The organism is Oleiharenicola lentus (assembly GCF_004118375.1).
Lineage (GTDB): Bacteria > Verrucomicrobiota > Verrucomicrobiia > Opitutales > Opitutaceae > Lacunisphaera > Lacunisphaera lenta.
The window spans coordinates 1-26829 of sequence record NZ_SDHX01000001.1 but is presented as its reverse complement, the minus strand read 5'-3'; the positions used below and the strand labels follow the sequence as shown (position 1 = coordinate 26829).

Here is a 26829-nt window from a genome sequence, read left to right as displayed (position 1 = left end):
GCTACTTGGGGTTTTCCATGCTGATTTCTGAAATATTCTATTCCCTCCAGGGCGAAGGCCAGCTGGCCGGCGTGCCGTCGGTATTTGTGCGCACGAGCGGCTGCAACCTGCGCTGCAACTGGTGCGACACGCCCTACGCGTCGTGGAATCCGGAGGGCACGCCGATGGAGGTGGAAGCCATTTTGGCCGAGGTGAAGAAGCACCCCACGAAACATGTTGTCCTCACCGGTGGCGAACCGATGGTCGCGCCGGGCATCCACGAGCTGGCGTTCCAGCTGCAGGAACGAAACTACCATATCACGATCGAGACGGCGGCCACGGTGCGCCCGCGGGGCATCGCCTGTGACCTCGCCTCGCTCAGCCCCAAGCTGGCGCACTCCGCCCCCGACACCCGCCTCGACGACACCTGGCGGCGGAAGCACGCCGAGCTCCGCTGGCAACCGGCGGTCGTGGCGGACTGGATGGGTTCGGCGCGGGACTACCAGCTGAAGTTTGTCGTCAGCTCCGAGGCTGACGTGACGGAGTTGGAGGACATGTTGCGCGAGACCGATTGTCTGATTCCGCCCAGCAAGGTGTTGCTCATGCCCGAGGGCGTGACCGTCGAGGCGTTGCGGGCCAAAGCCGGCTGGCTGGGCGAACTCTGCAAGGCGCGCGGCTACCGCTATGCGCCCCGCCTGCACATCGAGCTCTACGGTAACAAACGGGGCACATGAAAATCCGCCTCCGCTCCGGGTCGGCGGTGAAACCGCGCAAGCTTTCAGTGGAGCTCGCCGAGTTGCGCGACCGCTCCGGTGAGCGCGCGCTCACGCTGCGCGAGGTCATCTACCTGCTCGGCGGGCGCGCCTACACGTTGTTGGTGCTGCTGCTGGCCCTGCCGTTCATCACGCCGATTCCGTTGCCGGGATTGTCCACGCCCTTCGGCCTGGCCATCGCGCTGATCGCGCTGCGGCTCTCGCTCGGGCAGCGGCCGTGGCTTTCCAAAAACCTCCAGCGCAAGGAACTCCCGCCCGGTTTCATCAAGAAGGTCTTCGCCTTCGCCGAGAAGGTCCTGCGGTTCTTCGAGAAATTCCTGCGGCCCCGGCTGACCTTTCTCACCGACACGCCGCTCCTCGCCCAGCTCCATGCGGTGCTGATGCTGCTGGCCGCGCTGGCCCTGCTGCTGCCTTTGCCCATCCCTTTCACCAACAGTTTTCCGTCCTGGGTCATTCTGCTCGTTGCGGCCGGACTGCTGGAGCGCGACGGACTGTTCATCCTTTCGGCCTACGTGGTCTTCGCCGCCGGCGTGCTGTATTTCGTCTTTCTCGGCGAGGCGGCGTCACAGTTGGTGCAGGCGCTGTGGCGTTGGCTAGGCGCCTGAGGGTCGGCCCGCGGGGGCGGCCTTGGCGGGAATCAGCAAGGACAGCGCGATCGAGGCGGCCAGCAGCCCGCCGATGATGCCGAGCGACCAGCTGATGGGAAACTTGCCGCCGAAGGCGTCATTGAGCCACACCATCTTCAGGCCGACAAAGACCAGGATCAACCCGAGGCCGTATTTGAGGAAGCGGAACTTGTGCATCACACCCGCGAGCAGGAAGAACAGGGCGCGCAGACCCAGGATGGCAAAGACGTTGGAGGTGAAGACGATCATCGGCTCCTTGGTGAGCGCGAAGATGGCGGGCACACTGTCGACCGCGAAGACGATGTCGGTCACCTCGACAAACACCAGGCAGACCAGGAGCGGCGTGGCGTGCCAGGCGCCGTTGAGCTTAACCAGGAAGTTCTGCCCGTGCAGGTGCGGAGTGACCGGGATCAGTTTGCGCAGGAGGCGGATGACCGGGTTCTTTTCCGGATCGATCGGTTTCTCCGGGGCAAACAGGATCTTCAGGCCGGTCAGGATGAGAAAGCCGCCAAACAGCCAGATCACCCAGTGAAACTGCATGAGCGCCGCCCCGAGGCTGATGAAAATGACCCGGAAAAACAGCGCCCCGAGAATCCCGTAGAACAGCACCCGGTGCTGGTACTTGGCCGGGACGGCAAAATAGGTAAAGACCACCACGAAGACGAAGATGTTGTCCACCGACAGTGACTTCTCGACGACGAAGCCGGTGAGATACTCGAGCCCGGTCTGTTTCGCCAGGGCCACGTGGTCGAGTCCGACCAACCGGGGATCCTGCGGGAATTTCCACAGGGCATACTGATAAAGCCCGTAGCCGAAGAGCAGCGCCAGGCTGATCCAGAACACGCTCCAGCCGAGCGCCTCCTTGAAGCGCACCTCATGGGCGTCGCGGTGAAAAACGCCCAGGTCCAGGGCCAACATGCCGAGCACGAACAGCGTGAACAGGCCGTAGAACCACCAATACTCGGCGAAGGGGAAAAGCGGGATGTATTCCATGACAGGGAGAAATTCGACTGACGATCAGGCGCTCAGAAGGATTCCGACCACGACCGGCCCCGGGCCGACCAATGGGCGTGCAGGTCATGCGCGTTGCGCCGGAGCGCCGTCTCGACCAGCAGGGCGTCGTCGAGCAGGCCCACGTCGGGCAGCGAATCCGGAATGAGGTCGTAGCCCTTCAGGAAGTAGAACACCGCAAACGCCGCCTCGCGCTGGCAGACATTCGTCGGGTCGATCGGCGATTCCTCGAGGTAGCGCAGCAACAGCCCCACCCGCTCCCGGAGCCGGGGGGAATCGGCAATGCCCGCCAGCTTCGCTTCCACCGCCGTGCGCAGGCGCGGCAACGCGGCCAGATCCTCCGCCTGCACGCACTCGGCGCCGCGTTCGAGATGCTGGCTCGTGGTGGCTTCATGGCCGGGCCTCGACATGTCGGCGAGGTAGCGGGAAAGGGGGGAGGAGAGGGAGATATTCATGCGGGCGGCGGATTGAGTGCGTCGGACGAAACCATTCCCCCGGACCACAACAAGCCTGACTGGATTGCAAATCCCGGGGGATTTTCCATGCGCCCGGAGCCGGCGCTGGACCGTATCAAATCTTCGTTTCATGTCCTCCGCACTCGCCCAAGTCTGGTCCCTCCATGTCGCCGCCACCGTGGCGATGGCCGGGGCCCTCTGGGTCGTGCAGCTGGCGATCTATCCGCTATTCTCCGTCATCGGCCGGGCAGAATTTCCCGACTATCACCGGATTTACGTGCAGCGCATGGGGATCGTGGTTGGTCCCCTGATGCTCTTGGAGGCGGGCACGGCCGTTTGGCTTTGGTCTTTTCTGCCGGCCTCGTTCGCTTTTGTCGCGTCGCTCGGGTTGTTGGCGGCCGTTTGGCTCTCCACTTTTGCCGTGCAGGTGCCGCTGCACCGGCGGCTCGCAGACGGTTATGCGCCGGCTCTTCACCGGCGCTTGGTGTGGAGCAACTGGATCCGGACGTTGGCCTGGACAGCCCGCGCCGCCCTCGTGCTGACCATCACGCGATAGCCAGCACGATCTTCCCGAACTGGGCGGAGGCCTCCATGTGGCGGAAAGCCTCCTCGGTCTGCGCGAGCGGGAACACGCAGTCCACGACCGGCACGATCCGGTGCTGCGAGACAAAGGCCGTCATGCCCGCGAAGTCGGCCGGCGACCCCATCGTCGTGCCGAGCAGGTTGATCTGGCGGAAGAAGCACCGGCGCAGGTCGAGGCCGGAGGGATTGCCGCGGGTCGCGCCGAAGAAGACGATGCGCCCGCCCGGCTTCGTGAGCTCGATGAGCTGCGCGAAGCCGTCGCCGCCCGCGCTGTCCACGATGACGTCGAACAGGCCACCCGCGGCGGCCTGCAGCGTTGCGCCCCACCCCTCGGCTCGGTAATCCTCCCCACCCGCCGCGCCGAGCGCGCAAGCCCGCGCGATTTTTTCGGCCGAACTCGACGTGACCCACACCTGAGCGCCCGCCGCCACGGCGAATTGCAGCGCGAACAGCGCCGCTCCGCCGCCGATGCCAGTGATGAGCACGCGCTCGCCGGCCCTGAGCTGCGCCCGGGTAAAGAGCGCGCGCCAGGCCGTCATGCCCGCCAACGGCAACGCTGCGGCTTGCTCCCAAGTCAGGTGTGCGGGCTTGGACGCGAGATTCGCGACCGGCACGGCGAGTTTCTCGGCGAAGGTGCCGTTTTCGGGCAGGCCGACGAAATGGAACTTCGGACCCTGCGCCCGCGGGTCGTCACCCCAGTTGATCGCCGGGTTGATGATGACTTCGCGCCCGATCCACGCTACGTCCGCGGGTGTGCCGACGGATTCCACCACGCCGGAGCCGTCCGAACCCGGAACGAGCGGGAGGCGGATGTTGGCGTATTGGCCGAGCTTGATCCACAGGTCGCGGTGGTTGAGCGCGGCGGCCCGGAGGCGAACGACGGCCTGGCCGGCGCCAGCCGCGGGATCGGGCAGGGTTTGCAGGACGATGGGTTGCTTAACTGCTGACAAGACGGCGGCTTGCATGAGAGCAGGCTAGCGGTTGTGCAGACGTTGGCAAATTCAGCGCAAAAACGATTGTGGCACGGTATGCGCTTGAACCGTCGCGCCCCACCCGGAATTTTCCTTATCCGCGCATGAACCACGACATGAACCGGAACGACCTCACGCCGCAGATCAACGCCCAGCTGAGCGAGCTGGCCCCGCTCCGCGAGCGGCGTCCCGCCCCGGTGGACCTTCGCATCCAGGCCTGGCTCGACCGCACTTTTGCCGCCCACGGCCCCGTGCCGAAGCTCCCGGCCCGCACCTTCACACTCGATCGTCCCGGCATGGCCCGCGAACTCTCGCTGCCGCGGGAGGGCGACAGCTGCGACTCGCCGCTGCTCAAGAGCTACCGGCTGCGCAACGGCGTGCTGCACAACCCGGCCAGCGACCGCCGCACCACGCAGGGCGTCTTCCACATCGTCGAAGGCGGCCTGCCCGTGCCCGACGACAAGCTCGGCGTGCCGCCGGTCGCGTTCGTCCGCATGCTGGAGCGTGCCCTCAAGCCGCCGGCAGACATCGCCACCCTGCCCTACAACGCGGCCGACGGCCTCGGCACGACCTGCTTTGTCTCGCTGCTGCTGCGTCCGCTCGTGGTGCCCGCCGTTCCGGGTTTCTGCACCGAGAAGCGTTACGAGGTGCGGTTCTTCGTGCCCGGCTCGCTGGTTTCCAACCTGGATTTCGTCGAGAGCATCTTCGGCAACGCCGGCGACCCCACCCTGCCCGAGAATGACTCCGCGCTGAACCCCGACGGCTGGACCGGCCACAGCGGCTGCGTGATCCTCGCCCCGCATCTGACCGGCTGCCTGAAGAAAGAACTCGGCCTGCCGCATTACGACCAGGCCACCGAGCGCCAGCGGCGCGACGGCATGTGCTGGAAGAAAGAGGACGAGCGCTACAACAACGGCTCGGCCTTCAAGGTTTGCGCCCGCGACGCCGCGGGCGTGGTCGTCACGCTCATCGCCGACAACTACTACGGCTACTGCAAGAAAGAGGTGAAGACCCAGATCAGCTACTCGGCCAACCTCTTCGGCCTCGCCGAGGAGGAGCACGCCGGCGGCGCGCTGGTTTACCCGACCTACGACCTGGGCGAGGAATTTTCCGGCAACCTCCACGTGAAGTCCCGCGGCCACTCCTTCACCGAGGTGGCCGAGCGCTACGCCAGCCTGATGGACGTGAAGCCCGAGGGCTACGCCGTGGACCGCGAATACCCGGACATCCTTTATGTGCCCGAGGACGTGTCCTTCGACCTCGTCGCCCAGACGGTGACCTGGAATTGGAACGGCCAGCCGCAGAAGCTCCCGCTCATGGCCGGCCGCACCTACGTGCGGCCCTCCGGCTACAAGGTCCACATCGAGCAGCCGCCCGGCCACTCCGCCTGGCACCTCGTCGGCACCGTCGCCGAGGGCACACTCTGCCACAAGCCTTGCACGGTTTCCGGCGGCGGCAAATCCGAGATTTCCAAGCCCATTTCCGACGCGATCCTGCCCGGTCCGGTCTTCGTGGCCGATTTCGACCAGGACATGGACCGCGTGGCTGCGCTCATCAGCCGCGACTACTCGACCCGTTTCCGTGATCCCGCCAAGCGCGGCTCGGACGCCCGTCCGATCCTCAGCCCCGAGCGCTCGCTTGGCTCGGTGATCAAGCTCCTCACGCCCGCCGACCGCGAATACACCGACGACTACAACGCCTGGCTCCGCACGATTTCCCAGTACATCAAGGAGATCGTCTTCGTGGTGAAGCGCCACTACTGCCCGAGCTGGGGCGACGACTGGCGCTCCCACTTCTCGGTGGACCTGCTCAACGGCAACCCGGGCAACGAGCTGAAGTGCGACAACCGCAAGCTCAGCGCCAGTTACCTGCGCATCGGCTACGACGCCGACGGTGCGTGGCGCGTGTTCGGCCTGCGCGAGGACTACCACCCCGCCTACAAGATCCAGATGGAGGACGACATCACCGCCTCCGTCATCGTGCCCGGCACCACGCCGTCAGAGCCGTCGCTGAAATACGTGGAGAACTGCGAAACCCGCCTTTTCCAGCGTCCCGACGAGGCCATCCACCGTGGTTACGACAAGCTCACGGAGAAGGAACTGGCCCAACCCGGCAATTTCATCTCCAACTTTGAGCCCCTCGACCGCACCGCGGCGCAGGCACTGGTGGACGAGGCCATCGGTTTCTCCAAGTTCACAGAACCGATGAAACAGCTCGTGCGCGCTGCCGCCGCCGGCGAGCCCGGCCCCGCGTGGTTCGTCTCCTCCGCGCACCCGCGCATCGTGGACGGCAAGCCCTCGAAGAACCCGCGTTACCTGCAGCTGCGTCCCGACCTCGTGGACGCCCGCGGCGTGCACCTCTCGCGCATGGCCACGCGGCTGCACCGCCGCCTCGCTGCCGACGCCCCGGTGCACACGCCGGTGGACGCCGTCGTGCCCGGCCGCCGCAACAATCCTCCCGAACCGGCCGCGCGCATCCGCTCCCTCGCCGTCTATAATCCGATCCACCACATGGAGCTGCCCGAGCTGTTCATGGAATACATCAGCTCCATGACCGGCAAGTCGCCCTCCACGACCGGCGCGGGTTCAGAAGGCGCGCTCACCAAAGGTCCGTTCAACTGCCTGCCCGCGATCATCGACCTCAACGCCGCGCTGGTCTCGCAGATTCTCACGGCGCAGCCCGCGTTCATCTCGGCCGCCGGCTACGTCGGTCCGAAGTGCCGCATGGATCACGACGTCAGCCTGCTAATCCCCGAGGTTTGGAGCCGCATGACCGCCGCCGAGCGCGACCCGAAGTTTCTCTACGAGCACGGCTACCTCGAGCAATGCCAGGACTACGAGTGGGAGGGTCGCCAGGTGAAGGCCAGCCGCCTCGGCTACCGCATCACGGGGAAGTTCGCCCGCGTGTTCTTCGGCCGTGTGTTCACGCACCCGCACTCGGTCTTCACGACCGAAATGCTGCGTCCGGAACAGCAGGACATGGCGACCTTCGCCGACGGCATGGACAACATCTGCGCCACGCACGAGCGCGTCGCCAAGAGCTACTTCGCCGACGGCACGATCGAACTGGCCTGCCCGCCGCTGAAGGCGCTGCTCCATGTCATGGCCCACGGCCACTACGAGGGGAAGGACACCACCGCCCCGGAGATCCGCGCGCTCTTCGAGCGCGACGCGATGCTGGCCAGCGACTGGTATGCCGCCCGCCTCAAGGTGAAGCAGCAGGCCGACATCGCCCTCTGGACGCGCCACGTGCAGACGCTGGAAAAGTTCACCGCCGACACGGGCAACGCCGCTGTCGCCAAGAAACTCGGCCTCGCCGATCGCCTCACCGTGGCCCGCGCCGAACTCGTCAAGGTCACCGCCCCGGCCTACCTCGACTCGCTCAAGGGCACACTGGGTCGCCAGCCGCTGTGATTAGAGGTTACTGTGTAGGGTCGGCGCTTGCGCCGACCTCGCGCGTTAGGTCGCCGCAAGCGACGACCCTACAAATCATCTCTTCAGCTTAGCCTGCAGCTTCTTTACCTCGGGGCTGACCGCGGAGCAGCCGGCGCTTTCGCAGCCGGAGGATTTTTTATTCCCGAACCACGATCGTAGCAGGAAGGCCAGCGCAAGGGCGACAAGGCCGAGGGCGATCAGGGTCTGGAGGGTTGAAGACATTTTTGGCACCACTAACGAACACTAATTTGACACTAATGGTTCGGGATTAGTGAGGGTTTAGTGGAGATTAGTGGTTTAAATCAGTAGCCCAGCGCGTGGCCGGTTTGGTAGAGGATCAGGCAGACGAGCCAGGCGGTGCCGGTGAGATAGAAGGTCTGGAAGAGCGGCCAGCGCCAGGAGTTGGTCTCGCGTTTCACGACGGCGAGCGTGGCCATGCACTGCATGGCGAACACGTAGAAAACCATCAGCGTGAGACACACGAGCGGGGTGAAAAGCGGCGCGCCGCCGGGCCATTGCGCGGCGTGCAAGGCTTCGCGCAGCGGCGCGGTGTCCTCGTCGTCGCTCTCGACGCCGAAGATGACGCCCATTGAGCTGACAAAAACTTCGCGGGCGGCGAAGGAGGTGATGAGGCCGATGCCGATGCGCCAGTCGAAGCCGAGTGGCTTGATCACGGGCTCGAGTGCATGACCGGCCCGACCGGCGAAGCTGTGGGCGATCTGCTCGGTGGGGGTCGCCGCAGGATTCGGGTGCTTCGGGTAGGTGGTGAGCGCCCAGAGCACGATGGAAAGCGCAAGGATGATGGTGCCGGCGTTCTTGAGGAAGAGCCAGCCACGTTCGGACATGTGGCGGAGAATCTGGCCGAAGCGCGGCGGCTGGTAGGCTGGCAGCTCGAGGATCATGTGAGGTGAGCCGCCCTTGAAGAGGGTGCGTTTGAAAAGCCACGCAAAGGCGAAAGCCCCCAGCGTGCCGAGCGCATACATGAGCAGCATCAGGCCGGCCTTTTGCGCGGGGGGCACCGCCTCACCAGGCAGCACCATGGCGATCATGAGCAGGTAAACCGGCAGGCGCGCGGAGCAGCTCATGAGCGGCGTGACGAGAATCGTGACCATGCGGTCCTTCGCGTTTTCGATGCTGCGCGTGGCCATGATGCCGGGAATCGCGCAGGCGTAGCCGCTGAGCAGCGGGATGAAGGAGCGGCCGTTGAGCCCGACCTTGCTCATGGGACGATCCATGATGAAGGCCGCGCGTGCCATGTAGCCGGTGTTTTCCAGCAGACCGACGAAGAAGAACAGGATCAGGATCTGCGGCAGGAAGATCACCACGCCGCCCACGCCGGCGATGACTCCGTCGGTCAGCAGGTCGCGCAGGTCGCCGGGAGCCATCGCGCCCTTCACCCAGTCGGCCAGCGAGGCGACGTGGCCGTCGATGAAGTCCATCGGTGGCTCGGCCAGCGAGAAGATGGAGTAGAACAGTGCCCCCATGATGAGACCGAACACGATCCAGCCGCCAAACGAATGGCAAAGCACAGAGTCGATGCGGTCGGAGAGCGAGGGCTTCGACGAGCCGGGCCGGGTGATGACGTTGCGGCAGAGCTGGGCGATGGCGTCGTAACGCGTGCGAATCAGCGCGGCGGGCCAGTCGGCGCCCTCGCCTTCCCAGCGTTTGCGCCATTGGGCGAGGATGTCGTGGGTGCGTTGGCTGAGCGGCCTGGAGCCGGCGACCCGCACGGTGTCGAAATCCGTGAGCAGCAGGAGCGCCTCGGCGCGCGCGACGAGCGGCGGACGGCCGTCGCTATCGGCCAGCGAAGCCTGCAGCTCGGCCACGGCGGGCGCGACGGGCGCGGGCACATCCCAACGGTGGCGCGCAAGCGGGAGTTCGACGCGGCTCATCGCGAGCTTGAGTTCGACGAGACCCCGGCCGTGCACGGCTTCACAGGCAATGACCGGGATGCCGAGTTCGCCCTCGAGTTCGGCGGGGTCCACCTTGAGGCCGGCGCCGGCTGCCATGTCCATCATGTTGAGCGCGATGATGACGGGGCGGCCGAGGTCGAGGATCTGGTGGACGAGGTAGAGGTTGCGCTCGAGGTTGGCGGCATCGACCACGCAGATAATACGGTCGGGCTGCGGCGTGTCCTCACGGCGGCCGAAAAGCACGTCGCGCATCACGGCCTCGTCGGGCGAACGGGCGGCAAGCGAGTAGGCGCCGGGCAGGTCTATGATTTGGATGGGGCGGCCATGCTGCGACCACGTCGTGCCGATCTTCTTTTCCACGGTGACGCCGGGGTAGTTGCCCACTTTCTGGCGCAGGCCGGTGAGGGCGTTGAAGAGCGTGGTCTTGCCGCAGTTCGGATTGCCAACGATGGCATAGACCGGTGTGCGGTCCGGGGCATGGCGCCGCGGCGGGGGCGGCGTGATGTGCGACGGCAGCTTCACGACAGGCGTGGGTCGCTCAGCGGGCGTTGGCGGGCAGAGGCTCGACCAAAATGCTCATCGCCGCGTGGTGATTGAGGGCGAGGCGAGTGCCGTTGACGACGCAGAGGCTGGTGGTGTTGCCGGAAATCTTCGTGACCAGCGCGGCTTCGCCGAAACCCATCTCGCGGACGCGCTGACAGAACCCCTCATCGCCCGTCAGTTCGCAGACCCGGGCCGTGGCACCGGGGGCGAGCTGACAAAGAGGAGAAAGATGGCGACGTGAGGCGGACATTTGCGGCTGAGACCGAGTATCAGGAGAGAACCATAAAAAAGCCCCGGGTCAAACAGGTGTTGCCCGAGGCGAAATGAGATCAGCGATTGCGGCGTTTGACGGCGAGCTGGACGCCTGCGTAACGGACGAGACCCTGGAGGTGTTCGAGTTCCTTGGGGTCGAGCGTCTTGGCGCCGGCGATTTCCTGTTCGGCACGCTTGAGGGCGGCCTCGACCGCGGACTCATCGATCTTCTCCTCGGTGATGGCATGCTCGGCGAGGACTCGGACCGTGTCGCCCTCGATCTCGGCGAAGCCGCCGCTGACCGCGAGGAACTGGGTGTCCGTGCCCTTGGTGACGCGCAATTCACCGTGCTCCACCTGGGTGAGCAACGGGATGTGGCCGGGGAGCACGCCGATCTCGCCCTCAACCGTCGGGATGACGACGGAGTCGATGGTGTCGGAATACACCTTGGCTTCCGGAGTGACGATTTCGAGGGTTAGGGGCATCGGAGAGAAGTATTAAGTCACAAGGATCAAGTCTCAGGATCGATGGCTTGGGTTCTTGTTACTTGGAACTTGTTACCTGTTACTTGGCGCGAAGCGCCGGTTACTTTTTACCGGCCGCGGCGATGACCTCGTCGATGCCGCCCTTCATGTAGAAGTCGGTCTCGGCGATGTGGTCGAGTTCGCCATTCAGGAGCATCTTGAAGCCGCGGACGGTCTCCTTGACGGGGACGTATTTGCCGGGCGTGCCGGTGAACACCTCGGCGACCGCGAACGGCTGCGAGAGGAGGCGCTGGATCTTGCGGGCGCGGTAAACGGTGAGCTTGTCCTCGGGGGAGAGCTCGTCGAGACCGAGAATCGCGATGATGTCCTGGAGATCCTTGTAGCGCTGGAGGACGCGCTGCACCTCGCGGGCGACCTTGTAGTGCTCCTCGCCGACGATGTCGGGCTGGAGGGCCTTGGACACGGAGGCGAGCGGATCGACGGCGGGATAAATGCCAAGCTCGGCGATGGAGCGCTCGAGCACGATGGTCGAGTCCAGGTGGGCGAAGGTGTTCGCCGGGGCCGGGTCGGTGAGATCGTCGGCGGGCACGTACACGGCCTGCACGGAGGTGATGGAGCCCTTCTTCGTCGAGGTGATGCGCTCCTGGAGGATGCCCATCTCGTTGGAGAGCGTCGGCTGGTAACCCACCGCGGAGGGCGAGCGTCCGAGGAGAGCGGACACCTCGGAACCGGCCTGCGAGAAGCGGAAGATGTTGTCGATGAAGAGCAGCACGTCCTGGTTCTTCTCGTCGCGGAAATACTCGGCCATCGCGAGGGCCGAGAGCGCAACGCGCATACGGGCGCCCGGGGGCTCGTTCATCTGGCCGTAAACCAGCGCCACTTTGGACTTGGAGATGTCCTTCTGGTTGATGACGCCCGCGTCGGACATTTCGTGGTAAAGGTCGTTGCCCTCACGGGAACGCTCACCGACGCCGGCGAAGACGGAGAAACCGCCGTGCGCCTTGGCGATGTTGTTGATGAGCTCGAGAATGACAACGGTCTTGCCGACGCCGGCACCGCCGAAGGCACCCGCCTTGCCGCCCTTGATGAAGGGGCAGATGAGGTCGATGACCTTGATGCCCGTTTCGAGGATCTGGGACTTCGTGTCCTGATCGGCGAGGGCCGGAGCGGGGCGGTGGATCGGGTAGCGCTTCTGGTGGGGGACCGGGCCCTTGCCGTCCACGGGCGTGCCGGTGACGTCGAAGATGCGGCCGAGGACGCCCTCGCCGACAGGCACCGAGATGGGAGCGCCGGTATCAACGACCGGCATGCCGCGCACGAGGCCTTCGGAGGAGGACATTGCGATGGTGCGCACGAGGCCTTCGCCGAGGTGTTGCTGCACCTCGAGGGTCAGCGTCTCCTTCTTGCCCGCGACGGTGAAATCGACGGTGAGGGCCTGGTAGATGGCCGGGACGGCGTTGGTGGCGAACTGGACGTCAACGACGGCGCCGATGACTTGGACGATTTTGCCTTGATTGCTCATGACGGAGACGAGGGCGGGGTGGATTTAAAAGGTTAGTTGGTGGCGAACGACGCGGCGGCGATCTCGAGGATTTCCTGCGTGATGCCGGCCTGGCGGGCCTTGTTGTATTCGAGAGTGAGGTCGCCGATCAGCTTGGTGGCGTTGTCCTTCGCGGTCTTCATCGCGACCATGCGGGCGCTGTGCTCGGAGGCCTTCGCGCTGAGGATGATCTGGTAGATGTAGCGGTTGACGTAGAAGGGCAGCAGGGCCTCGAGCACGGTCTGGGCGTTCGGCTCGAAGAGCATGTCGCGGTTGTCGGCGGGCTTGGCGTCGCCGGCCTCGGCGCGGAGGTGGCTGACGAAGTCGGCCACGCCGGCGAGCGGGAGGAGCGGGCGGACGGTCGGCTCCTGCACCAGCGTGTTCCGGAAGCGGGGGTAGATGACCTCGACGGTGTCGATGGTGCCCTCGAGATACTGCTGCACGAGGAACTCGACGGCGGTCTTCACATCGGCGAACGGCACGCGGTCGTTGACGGAAAACTCGGCGACCATGTCGCGCTTGGCGCGGGCGAGGAACTGGGCGCCCTTGCGGCCGATGGCGACGAACTTGGCCGGGGTCTTGATGTCGAGGACGAGCTTGAAGAGGTTGGCGTTGAGCGGACCGCACAGGCCCTTGTCGGAGGTGACGAGGAGGATGCCGCGGGTCTTGACCTCGCGTTTCACCAGGAACGGGTGCAGCGACTCGTCCACCCGGCCGGCGAGGGCGGCGAGCATGTCCGCCATGAGCTGGGCGTAGGGCCGGCCGGCAAGGGCGGCCTGCTGCGCCTTCTTCATCTTGGACGCAGCCACGAGCTCCATCGCCTTGGTGATCTGGCGGGTGTTCTTGACCGACTTGATGCGTCGGCGGATGTCGCGGAGGGAAGCCATGGCGGAGGGGCGAGGTTCTAGGTTTTAGGAGCTAGAACGAATCACTTGGCGGCGAAGGAGGACTTCCACTCGTCGCAGGCGGACTTGAGGCCGGCCTCGATCGGGTCGGTGAGCTTGGCCTCGTTGCGGATGGAGGTGAGGAGGGCGTCCTTGCGGCTGGTGAGGAAGTCGCGGAGCGAGTTTGCGGCGCCGACGATGTGCTTCACCTCGATGGAGTCGAAGTAGTTCTTCTGGAGGGCCCAGAGCACGGAGGCCTGGACCTCGATGGCGATCGGGTTCAGCTGCGGCTGCTTGAAGAGCTCGACGATGCGGGCGCCGCGATCGAGCGTGGCCTTGGTCTTGGCGTCGAGGTCGGAGCCGAACTGGGCGAAGGCCGCGAGTTCGCGGAACTGGGCGAGCTCGCCCTTGAGTTTGCCACCGACCTGCTTGGTCACCTTGATCTGCGCGGCGGAACCGACGCGCGACACGGAGAGACCGACCGACACGGCGGGGCGGATGCCCTGGTTGAAGAGATCGGTTTCCAGGAAGATCTGGCCGTCGGTGATCGAGATGACGTTGGTCGGGATGTAGGCGGAGACGTCGCCGGCCTGCGTCTCGATGACGGGCAGCGCGGTGAGCGAGCCCTTGCCGTCGAGGCGGGCGGCGCGCTCGAGCAGGCGGGAGTGCAGGTAGAACACGTCGCCAGGATACGCCTCGCGGCCGGAGGGGCGCTTGAGGATCAGCGAAATCTGGCGGTAGGCGACGGCGTGCTTGGAGAGATCGTCATAGACGATCAGCGCGTCCATGCCGTTTTCCATGAACCATTCGCCGATGGCTGCGCCGGAGAACGGGGCGAGGTATTGGTTGGCGGGGTTGTCGGCGGCGGTCGCGGCAACGATGACGGTGTATTCCAGCGCACCGGCGGCCTCGAGGGCGGAGATGGTGCGGACGACGTTGGACTGCTTCTGGCCGACGGCGACGTAGATGGAATAGACCGGGCGGAAGTTCTTGTCGCCCGAGGCGAGGCCGACCTTGTTGATGCGGGCCTGGTTGATGATCGTGTCGATGCAGATCGTGGTCTTGCCGGTGCCACGGTCGCCGATGATGAGTTCGCGCTGGCCGCGGCCGATCGGGATCATGGAATCGATGGCCATGATGCCGGTGAAGAGCGGCTGGGAGACCGACTTGCGGACAATGATGCCGGGGGCGATCTTCTCGACGGGATAGGCTTCCTTGCTGTCGATCGGGCCCTTGCCGTCCACGGGGCGGCCGAGGGCGTCCACGACGCGGCCGAGCAGGGACTTGCCAACCGGCACGGAGAGTAGCTTGCCGGTGGTGGTGACCTCGTCGCCTTCCTTGAGCTGGGAAACGTCGCCAAGGACGACGCAGCCGACCTCGTCTTCCTCGAGGTTGAGCGCGATGCCGATGACGCCACCGGGGAACGAGACCATCTCGTTATACATGACGTCGGAGAGGCCCTCGATCTTGGCCACGCCGTCGGCGACGGTGCGGATGACGCCGGTGTTCTTGCGGACCGCCTTGGTGGAAAGCTTGGCGATCTGTTGTTCGATTTGTTCGATGACGTTGCTCATGGTGGCGCTTCGGGCGGTGGAAGATTTAAGTTTAGCTTTTAAAACAGGCGGCGGGGTTAGACGGAGAGGGCGGCGAGCTGGCCGGCGACGGTGGACTCATAAACGTCGGAGCCCACGCGGACGCGCAGACCCGCGAGGAGCTGCGGGGCGGGCTTGGCCTTGGCGGTGATGGTGCGCTTGTATTTCTGGGTCATGGCGCCCTGGATCAGCTTCAGGGTGCCGTCGGAAACCGGGCCGGCGTGCTCGACGAGGGCCTCGGACTTGGCGAGTTCGATCGCGATGCGGTGGTGATAGGCCTTGAGCAGCGCCATCGTCTGGCGGGGCTGGGTCTTCTCGATCCAGCCGAGGACACCGGCGACCTGCTCGGCAGAGACAGAGCCGTTGACGACACTCAGCTTGTGAAGCTGCTTGGCGAGAAGCCGGGTCTTTTTGTTGGCGGCCATGGAAAAATTCTGGGGCTCGGAAGTCGGGGGAGCGCGGCTCAGATGACTGTGAGCTCCTTGGTGGCGGTCTCGTTGTAGGCGGCGCGGTCGACGTCGGTCAGTTTCCGGGCGAGGACCTTTTCGGTGGTCGCGACGACGAGGCGGGCGATCTCGCCGCGGGCCTGGTCGAGCATCTTCTTGTGCTCAAGCTCGGTGGACTGCTTGGCCTTGGCGATGAGGTCGTTGGCGTGCGCGATGGCCTCGGCCTGCTGCTTGTCGGCGAAGTCCTTGGCGGCCTTGCGGGCCTCGTCCACGATCTTCTGGGCCTCGACAGAGGCGGCCTTGACGAGAGCGGCGCTCTCGTTGGCGGCGGCGGCGAGGCGGGCCTGGGTTTCCTCGGCATTCTTCAGGCCGCTCTCGATCTTCTTGTTGCGCTCTTCCATCGTAGCGATGGTCGGCTTGATGCCGAACTTGTAGAGGACGCCGAAGAGGATGAGGAAGCTGGCGATCTGCCAGACGACGTAGTGCCACTCGATGCCGAACTTCTCAACGATGGAGGCTTCGCCGGCGGCGTGCGCGGCGTCAGTGGCGGCGAGGAAGAGGGGAAGCATGGCGGAAGGAGTGGGAGCGGAAAGGGGAGGGCGGCGCGGCGTTGCGGCGCGCGCCGCCAGTTAAACAGGGATCTTACTTGGCGAGGAACAGCGCGAGGATGCCGAGACCTTCGGCGAGCGCCATACCGATGATGGCCTGCACGAGGATCTTGCCGGACGCGCCGGGGTTGCGGCCGACGGACTCGGCGGCCTTGGTGCCGATAAGGCCGACGCCGATGGCGGCGCCGAGCAGACCGAACGCGCTGGCGATGTTGCCGGTGATTTCAGCGATGATCATGATATTTTAGTGGGTTGTTGGTTGTGGTTGCCGTCGTGCGCACATCGATTGGCACGCTCCCGACGGGAAAGGAATCAATGGTGGGCTTCGGCGTGGCCGCCCTCCGCATGGTCGTGATCGTGGTCGTCGCCGTGGTTGCAGATCAGGCCGACATAGACGGCCGACAGCAGCGTGAAGACGGTCGCCTGGATGAGGCCGACAAGCAGCTCCATGAAGTAGAACACCGGGAAGAAGCTCGTGCCGTGGAGCAGGTTTTCGCCGCCGAATACGTTGCCGAAGAGGCGCACGGAAAGCGTGAAGGGGCGGATGAAAATGGAGAACACCTCGATGAAACCGACCACGAGGAACACCAGCGACAGAATCGGGTAGAGCCAGCCGGGGGTTTCGTTCTTGTCGGCCTTGTTGCCGAAGAGGTCCCAGAGAATCAGCTTGGGGCCGGCGTATTTGAAGATGATGATCAGGAAGGCGCCGAAGGAAATGAGCGCGAGCGCGATGGTGCTGTTGAAGTCGGCGGTGAACGGGCGGATCCACGGCTGGGTCATGTGGAAGTGGCCGTCCGCGTCGGTGTAACCCTTGCCGACGGTGCCTACGCCGGGAAGCAAACCGGACCAGTTCTGGATCAGGATGAAAATGAAGAGCGTGACGAGCAGCGGGAAGACCGCGGGAAAAGCCTTTTTGCCGACGATGGGTTCGAAGAGGTCGCGCAGGGCCTCGAGGATGGATTCGAAAACCGACTGGGCCTTGCCCGGGAGAATCTTCGGATTTCCGACCGCCGCGAGAATGAGCGTGATGATCACCAGCGAAACCATCCAGCCGGTCACCATGCTGTTTGTCACCCGCCAGCCGCCGCCGAGATCAAACAGCACCGTGGCCTTGGGAGACACACCTTCCGCAAACGCGGCGGTCGTGCAGAACAGGGCGGCGAGGAAGCCGATGAGTTTCTTGGTGTTCAGCATGTGGGCGGGGCGTGGTATCGTCGGGTGGAAGGGACGATTAGGTAGGTTTCACCGGGGAGGACCGTCAACCCCGGAAATCTTAAATCTGAGTGTCAGAGCGCTTCATTAGGGATGACGCGAAATCCCGGGGAGGACGCTTATGGTCGCGTCTGGTGACAGTATTGAGCCCATCCGAAACGGGCAGGGGAGGGACTAGGTGCTTGCCAAACAGGAGGAGCCGGGCGAATTGTAAAACATGGAGTCCCCCACCCTGCTCGCCCAGACCGCCCAACCCCGTTATCCCAACGGAGAGCGCAAACTGGCCCGGAGTGCCTTCATGCAGGCGACGTGGGGTTTGTTGGTCTTGGCCGCCATTGCCCAGCTATTGCTGCTGGTGTGGCTGGATATCCTTTGAGTTCCAGGGGCGAGGGCGCCCTGGCTCCAGCTCAAGTCCGGACTGCCACCAAGGATTGGTAACTGGGGGCGCGGGCCTGGAAGATGGTTTCGTGTTCCATAGGCCAAGGTGCAGCCGGATCCGGCTGCCAGGTTTTCAAGGTGCGCAGGAAGGCCGCGACCTCGTGGAAATACTCGGCAAAGTCCGTGCGGAAGAAGAGGCGGGCGCCCGGTTGCGTCCTTTTGGCGAGAAAATCGAAGAATTCTGGCTGCAGGAGCCGGTTCTTGTGGTGGCGTTTCTTGGGCCAGGGGTCCGGAAACAGCACCCAGACCTCAGCAAAATTGACCTCGGGCGGCAGGCATTCGATGAGTTCGCGGGCCTCGGCGCGGATGAAGTGGCAGTGAGGCAGCTTGGCGCGCTCGGCCTTGCGCTTCGCGCGCTCCACGCGCTCACCGCGCAGATCCACCCCCACGCATAGTTTCTGCGGATTTTCGCCGGCGTATCGGACGAGGAAGTGGCCGTGGGCGCTGCCGATCTCGAGCACGATGGTCGCGGCCGGGGGCATCAACGCGGTCAACTCCGTGCGCAAGGCGTTGCGGCGTTGGGTGACGTGTTCGACGAATTCTGGCTTGGGTACCACGCGCCGCTATAGGCGGCGAAAAAAGCCAAACGCCAAGTGCCAAATCACCAACGGGACTCAGGCCTTCTGCCGCCGCGGCAGACGCAGGCGGATGGCGAGTCCCCCACCCTCGCCGCTTTCGGCCCAAACGCTGCCCCCATGCAGCTGCACGATGTGTTTCACGATGCTGAGTCCGAGCCCGGTGCCGCCGGTCTCGCGGGAGCGGCCTTTTTCCACCCGGTAGAACCGCTCGAAGATGTGCGGCAGGTCGGCCGCCGGGATGCCGGGACCGTCGTCACGCACCCAGCACTCGACCGAGTTGTCGTCGGTCGCGGCTGCGCCGAGCTCGATGGTCGCGCCCCTGGGGGTGTATTTGAAGGCGTTTTCGATCAGGTTGCCGAAGACATGGGCGAGTTTTTCGCCGTCGGCTTCGATAAGACCGATCGAAGCCGGCACGTTCACGGTGACGGTGTGGTCGGCGGCTTGCGGACGGTTGCGATACTCGTCCGCGAGTTCGCCGAAATAGGAGTTCAAACTCAGCGGAGCGAACTTCAGGCCGGGTGTGGCGGACTCGAGGCGCGAAAGTGCGAGCAAATCGTCGATGATGGATTTCAGCCGCTCGCTGTGCCGCTGGATGGTGCGGAGAAACTTGTCGCGGTCCGCCAGCTCCATCGTCTGGTGTCCGTCCACGAGGGTCTCGATGTAGCCCTTGATGATGCTGAGCGGCGTGCGGAGCTCGTGCGAGGCGTTGGCGACGAAGTCGCGGCGCACACGCTCGAGTTTGCGCTGGTTGGTCATGTCGTGGATGACAAAGAGCGCCCACTGCGATTTGCCGTCCGGTGACGGAATGGGCGCACCCGACGCCTCGATCCAAAGCGTGTGGTCGCCGTCCACGATCTCGAATTCCTCGCGGGGCAGCACGGTTCCTTCCCGCGTCGCGCGCACGTAGTCGAGGAACGGGGCGCTGCGCACGATCAGCTCGAGGCGCAGGTTCACGAGGTCGCGGGCGCCGGGGAAAATTTCCCGCAGCGCGCGGTTGGCCAGGTGGATGTAGTTGGCGCTGTCCACGATCAGCACGGCCTCGCGCAAGTTGCCGAGCGTGGCCTCGAGCTGGGCAAGCTGGTCGCTCCGCTGCTGCTGCAGCGAGTTGTTCTGCGTGATGAGGCGGTTGACGGCCTCGGTGAGAACCGCCCACGCCGGCAGGTAGGCGGCCGGGCTTTCGTCGTGCAACAGCGGCTGACCGCGGCGGGCGGCCTGCTCCAGATCATGCAGCGCGCGGTTCTGTTTCCACAACGCGCGCAGGCAGAACGCGAGAGCGACGGCCAGGGCGACGATGAGGAAATAGATCATGCGGGAAGTTTTTTCTCGGCGATGCGGTAACCGACGCCGCGGATCGTCTCGATCCAACCGGCTTCGTCACCCAATTTCTCGCGCAGGCGTCGCACGTGCGTGTCCACGGTGCGGGTCTCTATTTCGGTCGAGTAGTTCCACACGTTCAGGAGCAGGTGCTCGCGTGTCTGCACCCGACCCTGGCGCTCCATCATGAGGCGCAGAAGTTTGAATTCCGTGGCGGTCAGGTCGAGTAACTCGCCCTTCACCGTTGCGCGATGGGTGTCGCTGTCGAGTTGGATGTCGCCGACGCGGAGCTTGGCGGAGACGGGATCCTTGGGCGCGGCGACGCGCCGCAGGATGGATTCCACGCGCAGAACGAGTTCTTTCGGACTGAAGGGCTTGCTCAGGTAGTCGTCGGCGCCCGATTCGAGTCCCTCGATGCGGTCGTGGGGTTCGGCTTTGGCGGTAAGAAAAATGATCGGCACCTTGGCCAGCTTCGGGTCGGCCCGGAGAATGCGACAGACTTGGATGCCGCTCAAGTGTGGCATCATTATGTCTAAAATAACCAGATCCGGATTGTAGCCTCGCGCCTTGGCGATGCTGGCCGTGGCATCGTTGAGCGTTTCCACGTGGAACCCTTTTGCCTTAAGGTGATAGGCAACCAGGTCGGTGACGTCGGGCTCATCGTCCACCACGAGGATTTTTTTCTTCTCCATAGGCCTCGAAGTTATTCGGCAGGAACTGACGCTTTCCAGTGAATTAACCCACCGTCACAGGAATGTCACACCGTTATCACCGTGATGGTGACGAGCAACAGGAGCGCTCAAAGCCGTTCGCTTTTCTCGGAGGCCAGCAGCACCATCAGGACACTCAAGTCAGCCGGGTTGACCCCGCTGATGCGACCAGCCTGGCCCAGATTGACCGGACGAAACTGCTGAAGTTTGAGTGCGCTCTCGCGCCGCAAACCGGGAATTTTCAGGTAATCGATGGAGGCGGGGAGCTTGATTTTCTCGACCGCCTTAAGCCGCTCGATCTGCCGCTCCTCCCGCTCCAGATAGCCGCGATACAAAACTCGGTAGAGCACTTCTTCGCGCACCTCCTTGGATTGAGCCATGAACTCCGCCGGTAGGTCAGCGATGGCTCCGGATCGGCGCAAATTGTCCGCCCAAGATCCACCCTTGGTCTTTTGGTTTTCGAGTAAATTCTGCCAGTTTATGATGCAGGATAATTTGTGTTCTATATTCTTTAACCTGCTATTGGATAATAGATTGTGCTCACTGGCGTGATGCCTTAATCGCAACTCGGCGCTGCCATGATTAAAGAGCAAGCGATGTTCTGCCCGACTGGTGAACATGCGGTAGGGTTCTGTCGTTCCCTTGGTCACGAGATCGTCGATTAACACCCCAATATAGGCCTCATGCCGTTGAATGATCATGGGCGCCTCTCCCCTCGCCTTGCGCACGGCGTTCACCCCCGCAACCAACCCCTGAGCGGCGGCCTCCTCGTAGCCGGAGGTGCCGTTGATCTGACCAGCAAGGAACAGGTTCTCGACCTTGCGCGACTCCAAAGACGGATACATCTGCGTCGGGGGCGCGAAGTCGTATTCGACGGCATAGGCAGGACGGAGCAGCACCGCTTGCTCCAGACCAGGGATGCTGTGCACCAAGTCCAACTGCACATCGAACGGTAGGCTCGTAGATAGGCCATTGATGTAATACTCGTTGGTGCTTCGCCCCTCAGGCTCCAGAAACAGCAGATGACGCGGCTTGTCCGCGAAGCGGACGAACTTATCCTCGATACTCGGACAATACCGGGGTCCTACCCCATGGATCTCGCCCGAATACATGGCGGACTTGTGGAGATTCTCCCGCACGATGCGCTCGGAGTCCGGCGTGGTATACGTCATCCAGCATGAGATTTGTTCGCTGCCGGGTTTCCAACCGAGGCGCCGTTCGCCGGTGCGTTCCACGTGGAACAAGTCCTCACCGTCCCGAGTATCGTGGTAAGCAAAAAGCGTCGGTTCGGAATCGCCTTTCTGCTCTTGGAGGCCGGAAAAGTTGATGCTGCGGCCCAGAATGCGCGGCGGAGTCCCAGTTTTTAGGCGCAGGAGCTCAATCCCAGCCTCCAGCAAACTACCCGAAAGTGTCTTGGCGCTGAAGTCACCAAGTCGGCCGCCTTCGTTCTTGTTCTGACCGACATGCATCAGTCCGCGAAGGAAGGTGCCGGTGGTGATGACTACGGCCTGGCCTAAGAAATCGATATCCAGGTTTGTCCGGCAGCCGACGACCTTGCCGTCTTTAAAGATCAGGCCCGTAACCGTGGCCTGGAAGATTTGCAGGTTCGGTTGGAGTTCGAGCGTATGCTTCAGGCGAAACTGGTAAGCTTTCTTGTCGCACTGCGCGCGCGGCGACTGCACGGCGGGCCCTTTGGATTCATTAAGCAGCCGGAACTGGATGCCGGTCACGTCGGTGTTGATCGCCATCTCGCCACCGAGGGCATCGATTTCCCGCACGATCTGTCCCTTCGCTTGGCCGCCAATGGCTGGGTTGCAGCTCATCTGGGCGATCGTATCAATATTGCCGGTCAACAGCAGGGTAGAGGCGCCCATTCGCGAGGCCGCCAGGCAGGCCTCGACGCCAGCGTGCCCTGCGCCGCAGACGATCACATCGAATGGTTTTTGATTATAGATCACAAAAAGAAAAGCGACTGCTACAGTATATTTTAATATTAAATCTATTTTCCTATACAGAATGTAGAAAACAGTCTATCAAGTACTTGCTCATTATCTACCTTGCCTGAAATTTGCCCAAAAGCATCCAAGGCACCGCGCAAATCGCTCGCGACCAGCTCCGTGGAACCACGCTCGCATAACTTGGCTGTGGCAGTTTCCAGACATTGGCGCGCCTGATTCAAGGCATGGGCATGACGCGCGTTGATCGCGATCAGGTCATCGCCGGTTTTGACCTGAAAAGAGTCGGCGAGTCCGGACACCAGCGTCCGCAATTCCTCCAAACCGATGCCGGTGAGCGCGGAGACCGGCACGCAGGGATATCCTGTGGGCACCGCCAAACCGGGCGCGGCGGGCAGATCGGATTTGTTGACCACTACAATCGTGTTGGCGGGGCTGAGGCGTCCCGCCGTGGACGCAGGCAGCGCGGGCAGGGGGCGCGTCGCATCGAGCACCCAGAGGAAGAGATCCGCCTCGGCGGCTTGCTCCAGGGTCTTATCCATACCGCGCTTCTCGAGGGAAGAAGGCGCGGGATTGAGTCCCGCCGTATCAATCAGCCGCAGGGCGTGCGGTCCGACGAGAATCCTCTCCTCAAGATAGTCGCGCGTCGTGCCCGGTTCGGCGCTCACGAGAGCGCGCTCCCGACCGACGAGTCGGTTCAACAGGCTGCTCTTGCCGGCGTTGGGCTCACCGAGGATCACCGTCTTGATGCCGTCGCGCAGCATCGCGCCGTAGTGGCTCGTCGCCAGCAGGCGCGCCGTGGCGGTTTGGAGTTGCTCCAACTGCAGCAAAACGGCCTGACGGTTTTCGGCTGGCAGATCCTCATCCGGGAAATCGATGTAAGCCTCAATGATGGCCAATACGTTCACCAGCTGAGAGATAAGTAACTCCATTTGTCTCCCCAGCGCCCCGCGCAACTGCTGGTTGGCGGCCGCAAGCGCTCGTTCACTGCGGGCGTGGATCAGGTCCATCACGGCTTCAGCCTGACTCAAGTCCAGGCGTCCGTTCAGAAAGGCCCGTTTGCTGAACTCGCCGGCCTCGGCCGGCCGGCAGCCACGGGCGAAGAGATCCTCGAGGATCTTCTGCGCGATGAACGGATTGCCGTGGCAGGAAATCTCCACCGTGTCCTCACCGGTGAACGAATTTGGCGCGGCAAAAAACGTGAACAGCACGTCGTCCACAAGCGTTCCTTTCGCATCGCGGTAATCCGCGTGTTGCGCGTGCCGGGGTGGGGGAGTTACGCCGAAAATCGCCGCAACCATGGCGCGCACCTGCGGACCGCTGGCGCGCACAACGGCAATGGCCGAGGTGCCCGCAGGCGTGCCGAGGGCGGCGATGGTGTCGGTCGGAAACGACATGCGCCCCACGCAACCACGCGCAACCGCGAAGGCAAAAGCAAATCAGGCGCGACCGAAGCGCGCCTCCACACGCTGGCGGCGATAGGCGAAAATGTGTTCGAGCTGGCGCCGCACCCACAGCTTGTCCGCCAGCCAGCCGAACGGGCCCCAGCCGACGTCGTAGGTCACGCGGTCGGTCATCATCACGCCGCCTGCCACCGGCTCGAAGTGATGTTCGTGATACCAGAACGCGTAGGGACCGGCGCGCTGTTCATCCACGAAGTAACGGCCTTCACGCACGTGCCGGATTTCGGTGAGCCAGTGCAGCCACACGCCGCGCACCGGTGAGATGCGATACTCGATCAGCTGCCCCGCAAACATGCGCGGCGGCAGGTCGCTGCGGATGGCAAAGCGCAGGTCGGGCGGCGTGAGTTCGTCCAGGTTTTTCGGCGTCGCGAAAAACTCCCAGACGGCGGCCGGGTCGGCGGGGATGAACTGTTGTTGAAAAAGCTGCGGCATGACGGTGTGGAAAGATACGCGTGAAGGCCGGGGGCGGGCGCAACGCATGCGCAGGCTTCACCAAACGCGGCGCGGCGCGGCACCCGGCGCTCTGCGACACTGGGACATGCAGTTACCCGACCCCTTGCGACTCTTCCAGGAGTGGTTCGCCGAGGCGCGCGATCGCGAGAAGAGTGACGCCACCGCCATGGCCGTGGCCACGGCCGACGCCGCGGGTCGTCCGGCGGTGCGCATGGTGCTGCTCAAGCAGGCCGACGCGCGCGGCTTCGTGTTCTACACAAATCTCGACAGCCCGAAGGCCGACAACCTGCGCGCGAATCCACGGGCCGAGCTCTGTTTCCATTGGCCCGTGCTTGAGCGGCAGGTCCGCGTTTCCGGCCAGGTCGACGCCGTGAGCGACGCCGAAGCCGATGCCTACTTCGCCACGCGCCCGCGCCTCAGCCAGCTCGGGGCCTGGGCCTCGCACCAGTCTAAACCCATGAACGGCCGCTACGAATTGGAACAGGCCGTCGCACGCGAGACCGTGCGCCATGGTGTGGGCCCGGTGCCGCGTCCGCCGTTTTGGTCGGGTTTCCGCGTGGTGCCGGCACAGATCGAATTCTGGCAGCAAAAACCTTTTCGCCATCACGACCGCCAGCGCTTCACGCGCATCGGCGGGGTGTGGCATCATGAGTGGTTGTTTCCGTGATCACCAAATTGTAGGGCGGGGTCTCCGAACCCCGCCGTGAGGGGGACCTCATACTCGAACTGAGGCGGGGTTCGGAGACCCCGCCCTACAGCTCAAGCCAAACAAAAACCCGCGACGAATCGGACGCGGGTTTGAAGAGGGGGGAACGGCGGGCGCCGATGCGCTTACTCGTCCTGTTCGCCGGTGACGGGCTCGCCGGGCTTCACGTTCACCTTGTCCAGGATGCCGGCCTTCACCTTGGCGGCGAGATCGGCGTTGGTGCGCAGGGCTTCCTTGGCGGCCTCGCGGCCCTGGCCGACGAGTTCGCCGTTGAAGGCGATCCACGCGCCCTTCTTCTCGAGCACCTTGTGGTCGAGGCCGAGGTCGAGGAGCGAGCCGGTGGCGGAAATGCCCTCGTCGTACATGATGTCGAACTCGCACTCGGTGAACGGCGGGGCGACCTTGTTCTTCACCGCCTTGATCTTGGTGCGGTTGCCGATGACCTTGCCGTCGGGGGTCTTGAGCTGGTCCTTGCGGCGGATGTCGAGGCGGATGGAAGCGAAGAACTTCAGCGCGCGGCCGCCGGAGGTCGTCTCCGGGTTGCCGAACATCACGCCGATCTTCTCGCGGATCTGGTTGGTGAAGATGCACACGCAGTTCGTCTTGGAGACGACGGCGGTGAGGCGGCGCATGGCCTGCGACATGAGGCGGGCCTGGGCGCCAACGGTGGCGTCGCCCATCTGGCCGTCGAGTTCGGCCTTGGTGGTGAGAGCGGCGACGGAGTCGAGGATGATGACGTCGATGGAGTTCGAGCGGATGAGCGTCTCCATGATGTTGAGCGCGTCCTCGCCGGAGTCGGGCTGGGAGACGAGGAGGTCGTCGAGGTTTACACCGACGACCTTGGCGTATTTCGGGTCGAGCGCGTGCTCGACGTCGATGAAGGCGGCGAGACCGCCCTTGCGCTGGGCCTCGGCGATGACGCTCAAGCAGAAGGTGGTTTTACCGGAAGACTCCGGTCCGTAGATCTCGATGATGCGGCCCTTCGGCAGGCCGCCGACGCCGAGCATGAGGTCGATGGCGAGCGAGCCGGTCGAGAGCGTCTCGACCTTCATCTTGGCGTTGGCGCCGAGGCGCATGATGGAGCCTTCGCCGAACTGCTTCGTGATGGAGGAGACGGCGAGCTCGATGTTCTTCTCGCGGGCGGCGTTGGCGGGGGCGACGGCGGCGGACTTGGTTTCGGCTTTGGTGACTTTATCGGCTTTGGACATGGGAATGGGTGGGGGAGTGGTTGATGCGGTCACCTTAGCATGGGGCGATGACAGCAGTATGTCAGGAGACATGCGGTCCGCCGCCGGAACCGGCAAGTGCGGAGTGTGGAAAAAAGCGCCTCTTTTCAGGCGGTGGAGGACTTACGCGGCTGGTGCGGGCGTGCGGTTCACGCCGAAGGCGAAATACACGGCCAGACCGATGCACAGCAGGCTCACGGCGTAATTCCACTTCAGCTTTTCGCCCAGCACCAGCCAGGCGAAGATCACAAAGACCGACAGCGTGATCACCTCCTGGATGATCTTCAGCTCGTAGCCGGTGAATTTGCCGTAACCAAACCGGTTGGCGGGCACCATCAGCATGTATTCGAAGAACGCGATGCCCCACGAGAGCAGGATCGTGGCCCAGAGCGGCTTGTCGTGGAAAAACTTCAGGTGGCCATACCACGCGAAGGTCATGAAGACGTTGGAGAGCGTGAGGAGGAGGATGGTGGACATGGGGAAGAGCGATGGGTGATGAACTGAGGGTTATTGGAAAGAATCCATCGCGGCCGCAAATGGCGAAACCCGGGGAGGGGGGGGGGGGGGGGGGGGGGGGGGGGGGGGGGGGGGGGGGGGGGGGGGGGGGGGGGGGGGGGGGGGGGGGGGGGGGGGGGGGGGGGGGGGGGGGGGGGGGGGGGGGGGGGGGGGGGGGGGGGGGG

28 protein-coding genes are annotated in these 26829 nt (G+C 64.1%); 6 read left to right on the top strand and 22 right to left on the bottom strand.

The genetic code is table 11. From position 1 onward, the window contains the following. The first annotated feature begins 17 nt into the window (after positions 1-17). A complete protein-coding gene (locus tag ESB00_RS00130) occupies positions 18-713 on the top strand; it encodes a 7-carboxy-7-deazaguanine synthase QueE (protein WP_129045714.1) in 696 nt (231 codons plus the stop codon). Next, positions 710-1357, top strand: coding sequence for an exopolysaccharide biosynthesis protein (locus ESB00_RS00125; RefSeq protein ID WP_129045713.1), 648 nt, complete (start codon positions 710-712; stop codon positions 1355-1357). Before ESB00_RS00130 ends, ESB00_RS00125 begins: the two co-directional genes overlap by 4 nt. On the opposite strand, the gene ESB00_RS00120 is transcribed toward ESB00_RS00125, so the two are convergent. Together ESB00_RS00120 and ESB00_RS00115 are read right to left on the bottom strand one after the other, a co-directional pair. Then, positions 1346-2371, bottom strand: coding sequence for a TerC family protein (locus ESB00_RS00120; protein ID WP_129045712.1), 1026 nt, complete (start codon positions 2369-2371; stop codon positions 1346-1348). The two genes, ESB00_RS00125 and ESB00_RS00120, sit on opposite strands and share 12 nt — an antisense overlap. 32 nt (positions 2372-2403) lie before the next feature. Continuing rightward, positions 2404-2844, bottom strand: coding sequence for a DUF1232 domain-containing protein (locus ESB00_RS00115; protein ID WP_164975959.1), 441 nt, complete (start codon positions 2842-2844; stop codon positions 2404-2406). A gap of 130 nt (positions 2845-2974) precedes the next feature. Between ESB00_RS00115 and ESB00_RS00110 the strand changes: the two genes are divergently transcribed. Next, positions 2975-3400, top strand: coding sequence for a hypothetical protein (locus ESB00_RS00110; RefSeq protein WP_129045710.1), 426 nt, complete (start codon positions 2975-2977; stop codon positions 3398-3400). On the opposite strand, the gene ESB00_RS00105 is transcribed toward ESB00_RS00110, so the two are convergent. Then, the gene (locus tag ESB00_RS00105) at positions 3390-4391 is read right to left on the bottom strand and encodes a zinc-binding dehydrogenase (protein WP_129045709.1); all 1002 of its coding nucleotides are present in this window, start codon (positions 4389-4391) and stop codon (positions 3390-3392) included. The two genes, ESB00_RS00110 and ESB00_RS00105, sit on opposite strands and share 11 nt — an antisense overlap. Before the next feature lie 110 nt (positions 4392-4501). Here ESB00_RS00105 and ESB00_RS00100 point away from each other — a divergent pair, with 110 nt between their 5' ends. Beyond that, a complete protein-coding gene (locus ESB00_RS00100) occupies positions 4502-7810 on the top strand; it encodes a PPi-type phosphoenolpyruvate carboxykinase family protein (RefSeq protein WP_129045708.1) in 3309 nt (1102 codons plus the stop codon). A 75-nt stretch (positions 7811-7885) separates the two neighbouring features. Here ESB00_RS00100 and ESB00_RS19515 read toward each other — a convergent pair whose 3' ends face one another. The 11 genes from ESB00_RS19515 to ESB00_RS00050 all read right to left on the bottom strand — a co-directional run bounded on the left by ESB00_RS19515 (position 7886) and on the right by ESB00_RS00050 (position 17288). Continuing rightward, positions 7886-8053 carry a hypothetical protein gene (locus ESB00_RS19515; protein ID WP_164975958.1) on the bottom strand — a complete coding sequence of 56 codons (168 nt, stop codon included), beginning with the start codon at positions 8051-8053 and terminating at the stop codon, positions 7886-7888. Between the two features lie 80 nt (positions 8054-8133). Continuing rightward, entirely contained in the window at positions 8134-10266 is a 2133-nt protein-coding gene (feoB, locus tag ESB00_RS00095) for a ferrous iron transport protein B (RefSeq protein WP_129045707.1), read from the bottom strand. A gap of 16 nt (positions 10267-10282) precedes the next feature. After that, positions 10283-10537 carry a FeoA family protein gene (locus ESB00_RS00090; protein ID WP_129045706.1) on the bottom strand — a complete coding sequence of 85 codons (255 nt, stop codon included), beginning with the start codon at positions 10535-10537 and terminating at the stop codon, positions 10283-10285. A gap of 79 nt (positions 10538-10616) precedes the next feature. Then, the gene (gene atpC / locus ESB00_RS00085) at positions 10617-11024 is read right to left on the bottom strand and encodes an ATP synthase F1 subunit epsilon (protein ID WP_129045705.1); all 408 of its coding nucleotides are present in this window, start codon (positions 11022-11024) and stop codon (positions 10617-10619) included. Positions 11025-11124: 100 nt separating this feature from the next. Further along, positions 11125-12546 (bottom strand): F0F1 ATP synthase subunit beta, encoded by a 1422-nt coding sequence (atpD, locus tag ESB00_RS00080; RefSeq protein ID WP_129045704.1) that lies wholly within the window; start codon positions 12544-12546, stop codon positions 11125-11127. A 32-nt stretch (positions 12547-12578) separates the two neighbouring features. Continuing rightward, on the bottom strand, positions 12579-13451 hold the full coding sequence (atpG, locus tag ESB00_RS00075) for an ATP synthase F1 subunit gamma (RefSeq protein WP_129045703.1): 873 nt from the start codon (positions 13449-13451) through the stop codon (positions 12579-12581). A gap of 41 nt (positions 13452-13492) precedes the next feature. Next, entirely contained in the window at positions 13493-15022 is a 1530-nt protein-coding gene (atpA, locus tag ESB00_RS00070) for a F0F1 ATP synthase subunit alpha (RefSeq protein ID WP_129045702.1), read from the bottom strand. A 56-nt stretch (positions 15023-15078) separates the two neighbouring features. Further along, positions 15079-15465, bottom strand: a complete 387-nt coding sequence (locus ESB00_RS00065; protein WP_129045701.1) for a F0F1 ATP synthase subunit delta — start codon at positions 15463-15465, stop codon at positions 15079-15081. A gap of 38 nt (positions 15466-15503) precedes the next feature. Then, positions 15504-16055, bottom strand: a complete 552-nt coding sequence (atpF, locus tag ESB00_RS00060; protein WP_129045700.1) for a F0F1 ATP synthase subunit B — start codon at positions 16053-16055, stop codon at positions 15504-15506. Positions 16056-16128: 73 nt separating this feature from the next. Next, entirely contained in the window at positions 16129-16332 is a 204-nt protein-coding gene (locus tag ESB00_RS00055; RefSeq protein ID WP_129045699.1) for an ATP synthase F0 subunit C, read from the bottom strand. A gap of 74 nt (positions 16333-16406) precedes the next feature. After that, the gene (locus tag ESB00_RS00050) at positions 16407-17288 is read right to left on the bottom strand and encodes a F0F1 ATP synthase subunit A (RefSeq protein WP_129045698.1); all 882 of its coding nucleotides are present in this window, start codon (positions 17286-17288) and stop codon (positions 16407-16409) included. A gap of 235 nt (positions 17289-17523) precedes the next feature. Here ESB00_RS00050 and ESB00_RS19510 point away from each other — a divergent pair, with 235 nt between their 5' ends. After that, positions 17524-17682, top strand: a complete 159-nt coding sequence (locus ESB00_RS19510; RefSeq protein ID WP_164975957.1) for a hypothetical protein — start codon at positions 17524-17526, stop codon at positions 17680-17682. Positions 17683-17713: 31 nt separating this feature from the next. Here the strand turns inward: ESB00_RS19510 and trmB are convergent, their stop codons facing one another. The 6 genes from trmB to ESB00_RS00020 all read right to left on the bottom strand — a co-directional run bounded on the left by trmB (position 17714) and on the right by ESB00_RS00020 (position 24196). Further along, positions 17714-18301 (bottom strand): tRNA (guanine(46)-N(7))-methyltransferase TrmB, encoded by a 588-nt coding sequence (gene trmB, locus ESB00_RS00045; RefSeq protein WP_218938643.1) that lies wholly within the window; start codon positions 18299-18301, stop codon positions 17714-17716. 57 nt (positions 18302-18358) lie between these two features. After that, positions 18359-19630 (bottom strand): sensor histidine kinase, encoded by a 1272-nt coding sequence (locus tag ESB00_RS00040; protein ID WP_129045697.1) that lies wholly within the window; start codon positions 19628-19630, stop codon positions 18359-18361. Further along, positions 19627-20328: a response regulator gene (locus tag ESB00_RS00035; RefSeq protein WP_129045696.1), complete on the bottom strand. Its 702-nt coding sequence runs from the start codon at positions 20326-20328 to the stop codon at positions 19627-19629. Before ESB00_RS00035 ends, ESB00_RS00040 begins: the two co-directional genes overlap by 4 nt. Positions 20329-20435: 107 nt before the next feature. After that, positions 20436-22304: a tRNA uridine-5-carboxymethylaminomethyl(34) synthesis enzyme MnmG gene (mnmG, locus tag ESB00_RS00030; protein WP_129045695.1), complete on the bottom strand. Its 1869-nt coding sequence runs from the start codon at positions 22302-22304 to the stop codon at positions 20436-20438. Positions 22305-22345: 41 nt separating this feature from the next. Further along, positions 22346-23698, bottom strand: coding sequence for a tRNA uridine-5-carboxymethylaminomethyl(34) synthesis GTPase MnmE (gene mnmE, locus ESB00_RS00025; RefSeq protein ID WP_129045694.1), 1353 nt, complete (start codon positions 23696-23698; stop codon positions 22346-22348). Between the two features lie 42 nt (positions 23699-23740). Further along, positions 23741-24196 (bottom strand): SRPBCC family protein, encoded by a 456-nt coding sequence (locus ESB00_RS00020; protein WP_129045693.1) that lies wholly within the window; start codon positions 24194-24196, stop codon positions 23741-23743. Between ESB00_RS00020 and pdxH the strand changes: the two genes are divergently transcribed. Then, positions 24195-24884, top strand: coding sequence for a pyridoxamine 5'-phosphate oxidase (pdxH, locus tag ESB00_RS00015; protein WP_425465749.1), 690 nt, complete (start codon positions 24195-24197; stop codon positions 24882-24884). The two genes, ESB00_RS00020 and pdxH, sit on opposite strands and share 2 nt — an antisense overlap. A gap of 164 nt (positions 24885-25048) precedes the next feature. Here the strand turns inward: pdxH and recA are convergent, their stop codons facing one another. Continuing rightward, on the bottom strand, positions 25049-26131 hold the full coding sequence (recA, locus tag ESB00_RS00010) for a recombinase RecA (protein WP_129045691.1): 1083 nt from the start codon (positions 26129-26131) through the stop codon (positions 25049-25051). Positions 26132-26272: 141 nt separating this feature from the next. Next, positions 26273-26626, bottom strand: coding sequence for a DMT family protein (locus ESB00_RS00005; RefSeq protein WP_129045690.1), 354 nt, complete (start codon positions 26624-26626; stop codon positions 26273-26275). Positions 26627-26829: the final 203 nt, after the last annotated feature.

Excerpts from the sequence above, each read along its gene's own strand:
- ESB00_RS00130 (WP_129045714.1), top strand. The coding sequence starts at position 18 with ATGCTGATTTCTGAAATATTCTATTCCCTCCAGGGCGAAGGCCAGCTG.
- ESB00_RS00125 (WP_129045713.1), top strand. The coding sequence starts at position 710 with ATGAAAATCCGCCTCCGCTCCGGGTCGGCGGTGAAACCGCGCAAGCTT.
- ESB00_RS00120 (WP_129045712.1), bottom strand. The coding sequence starts at position 2,371 with ATGGAATACATCCCGCTTTTCCCCTTCGCCGAGTATTGGTGGTTCTAC.
- ESB00_RS00115 (WP_164975959.1), bottom strand. The coding sequence starts at position 2,844 with ATGAATATCTCCCTCTCCTCCCCCCTTTCCCGCTACCTCGCCGACATG.
- ESB00_RS00110 (WP_129045710.1), top strand. The coding sequence starts at position 2,975 with ATGTCCTCCGCACTCGCCCAAGTCTGGTCCCTCCATGTCGCCGCCACC.
- ESB00_RS00105 (WP_129045709.1), bottom strand. The coding sequence starts at position 4,391 with ATGCAAGCCGCCGTCTTGTCAGCAGTTAAGCAACCCATCGTCCTGCAA.
- ESB00_RS00100 (WP_129045708.1), top strand. The coding sequence starts at position 4,502 with ATGAACCACGACATGAACCGGAACGACCTCACGCCGCAGATCAACGCC.
- ESB00_RS19515 (WP_164975958.1), bottom strand. The coding sequence starts at position 8,053 with ATGTCTTCAACCCTCCAGACCCTGATCGCCCTCGGCCTTGTCGCCCTT.
- ESB00_RS00090 (WP_129045706.1), bottom strand. The coding sequence starts at position 10,537 with ATGTCCGCCTCACGTCGCCATCTTTCTCCTCTTTGTCAGCTCGCCCCC.
- atpC (WP_129045705.1), bottom strand. The coding sequence starts at position 11,024 with ATGCCCCTAACCCTCGAAATCGTCACTCCGGAAGCCAAGGTGTATTCC.
- atpD (WP_129045704.1), bottom strand. The coding sequence starts at position 12,546 with ATGAGCAATCAAGGCAAAATCGTCCAAGTCATCGGCGCCGTCGTTGAC.
- atpG (WP_129045703.1), bottom strand. The coding sequence starts at position 13,451 with ATGGCTTCCCTCCGCGACATCCGCCGACGCATCAAGTCGGTCAAGAAC.
- atpA (WP_129045702.1), bottom strand. The coding sequence starts at position 15,022 with ATGAGCAACGTCATCGAACAAATCGAACAACAGATCGCCAAGCTTTCC.
- ESB00_RS00065 (WP_129045701.1), bottom strand. The coding sequence starts at position 15,465 with ATGGCCGCCAACAAAAAGACCCGGCTTCTCGCCAAGCAGCTTCACAAG.
- atpF (WP_129045700.1), bottom strand. The coding sequence starts at position 16,055 with ATGCTTCCCCTCTTCCTCGCCGCCACTGACGCCGCGCACGCCGCCGGC.
- ESB00_RS00055 (WP_129045699.1), bottom strand. The coding sequence starts at position 16,332 with ATGATCATCGCTGAAATCACCGGCAACATCGCCAGCGCGTTCGGTCTG.
- ESB00_RS00050 (WP_129045698.1), bottom strand. The coding sequence starts at position 17,288 with ATGCTGAACACCAAGAAACTCATCGGCTTCCTCGCCGCCCTGTTCTGC.
- ESB00_RS19510 (WP_164975957.1), top strand. The coding sequence starts at position 17,524 with ATGGAGTCCCCCACCCTGCTCGCCCAGACCGCCCAACCCCGTTATCCC.
- ESB00_RS00040 (WP_129045697.1), bottom strand. The coding sequence starts at position 19,630 with ATGATCTATTTCCTCATCGTCGCCCTGGCCGTCGCTCTCGCGTTCTGC.
- ESB00_RS00035 (WP_129045696.1), bottom strand. The coding sequence starts at position 20,328 with ATGGAGAAGAAAAAAATCCTCGTGGTGGACGATGAGCCCGACGTCACC.
- mnmE (WP_129045694.1), bottom strand. The coding sequence starts at position 23,698 with ATGTCGTTTCCGACCGACACCATCGCCGCCCTCGGCACGCCTGCGGGC.
- pdxH (WP_425465749.1), top strand. The coding sequence starts at position 24,195 with ATGACGGTGTGGAAAGATACGCGTGAAGGCCGGGGGCGGGCGCAACGC.
- ESB00_RS00020 (WP_129045693.1), bottom strand. The coding sequence starts at position 24,196 with ATGCCGCAGCTTTTTCAACAACAGTTCATCCCCGCCGACCCGGCCGCC.
- recA (WP_129045691.1), bottom strand. The coding sequence starts at position 26,131 with ATGTCCAAAGCCGATAAAGTCACCAAAGCCGAAACCAAGTCCGCCGCC.
- ESB00_RS00005 (WP_129045690.1), bottom strand. The coding sequence starts at position 26,626 with ATGTCCACCATCCTCCTCCTCACGCTCTCCAACGTCTTCATGACCTTC.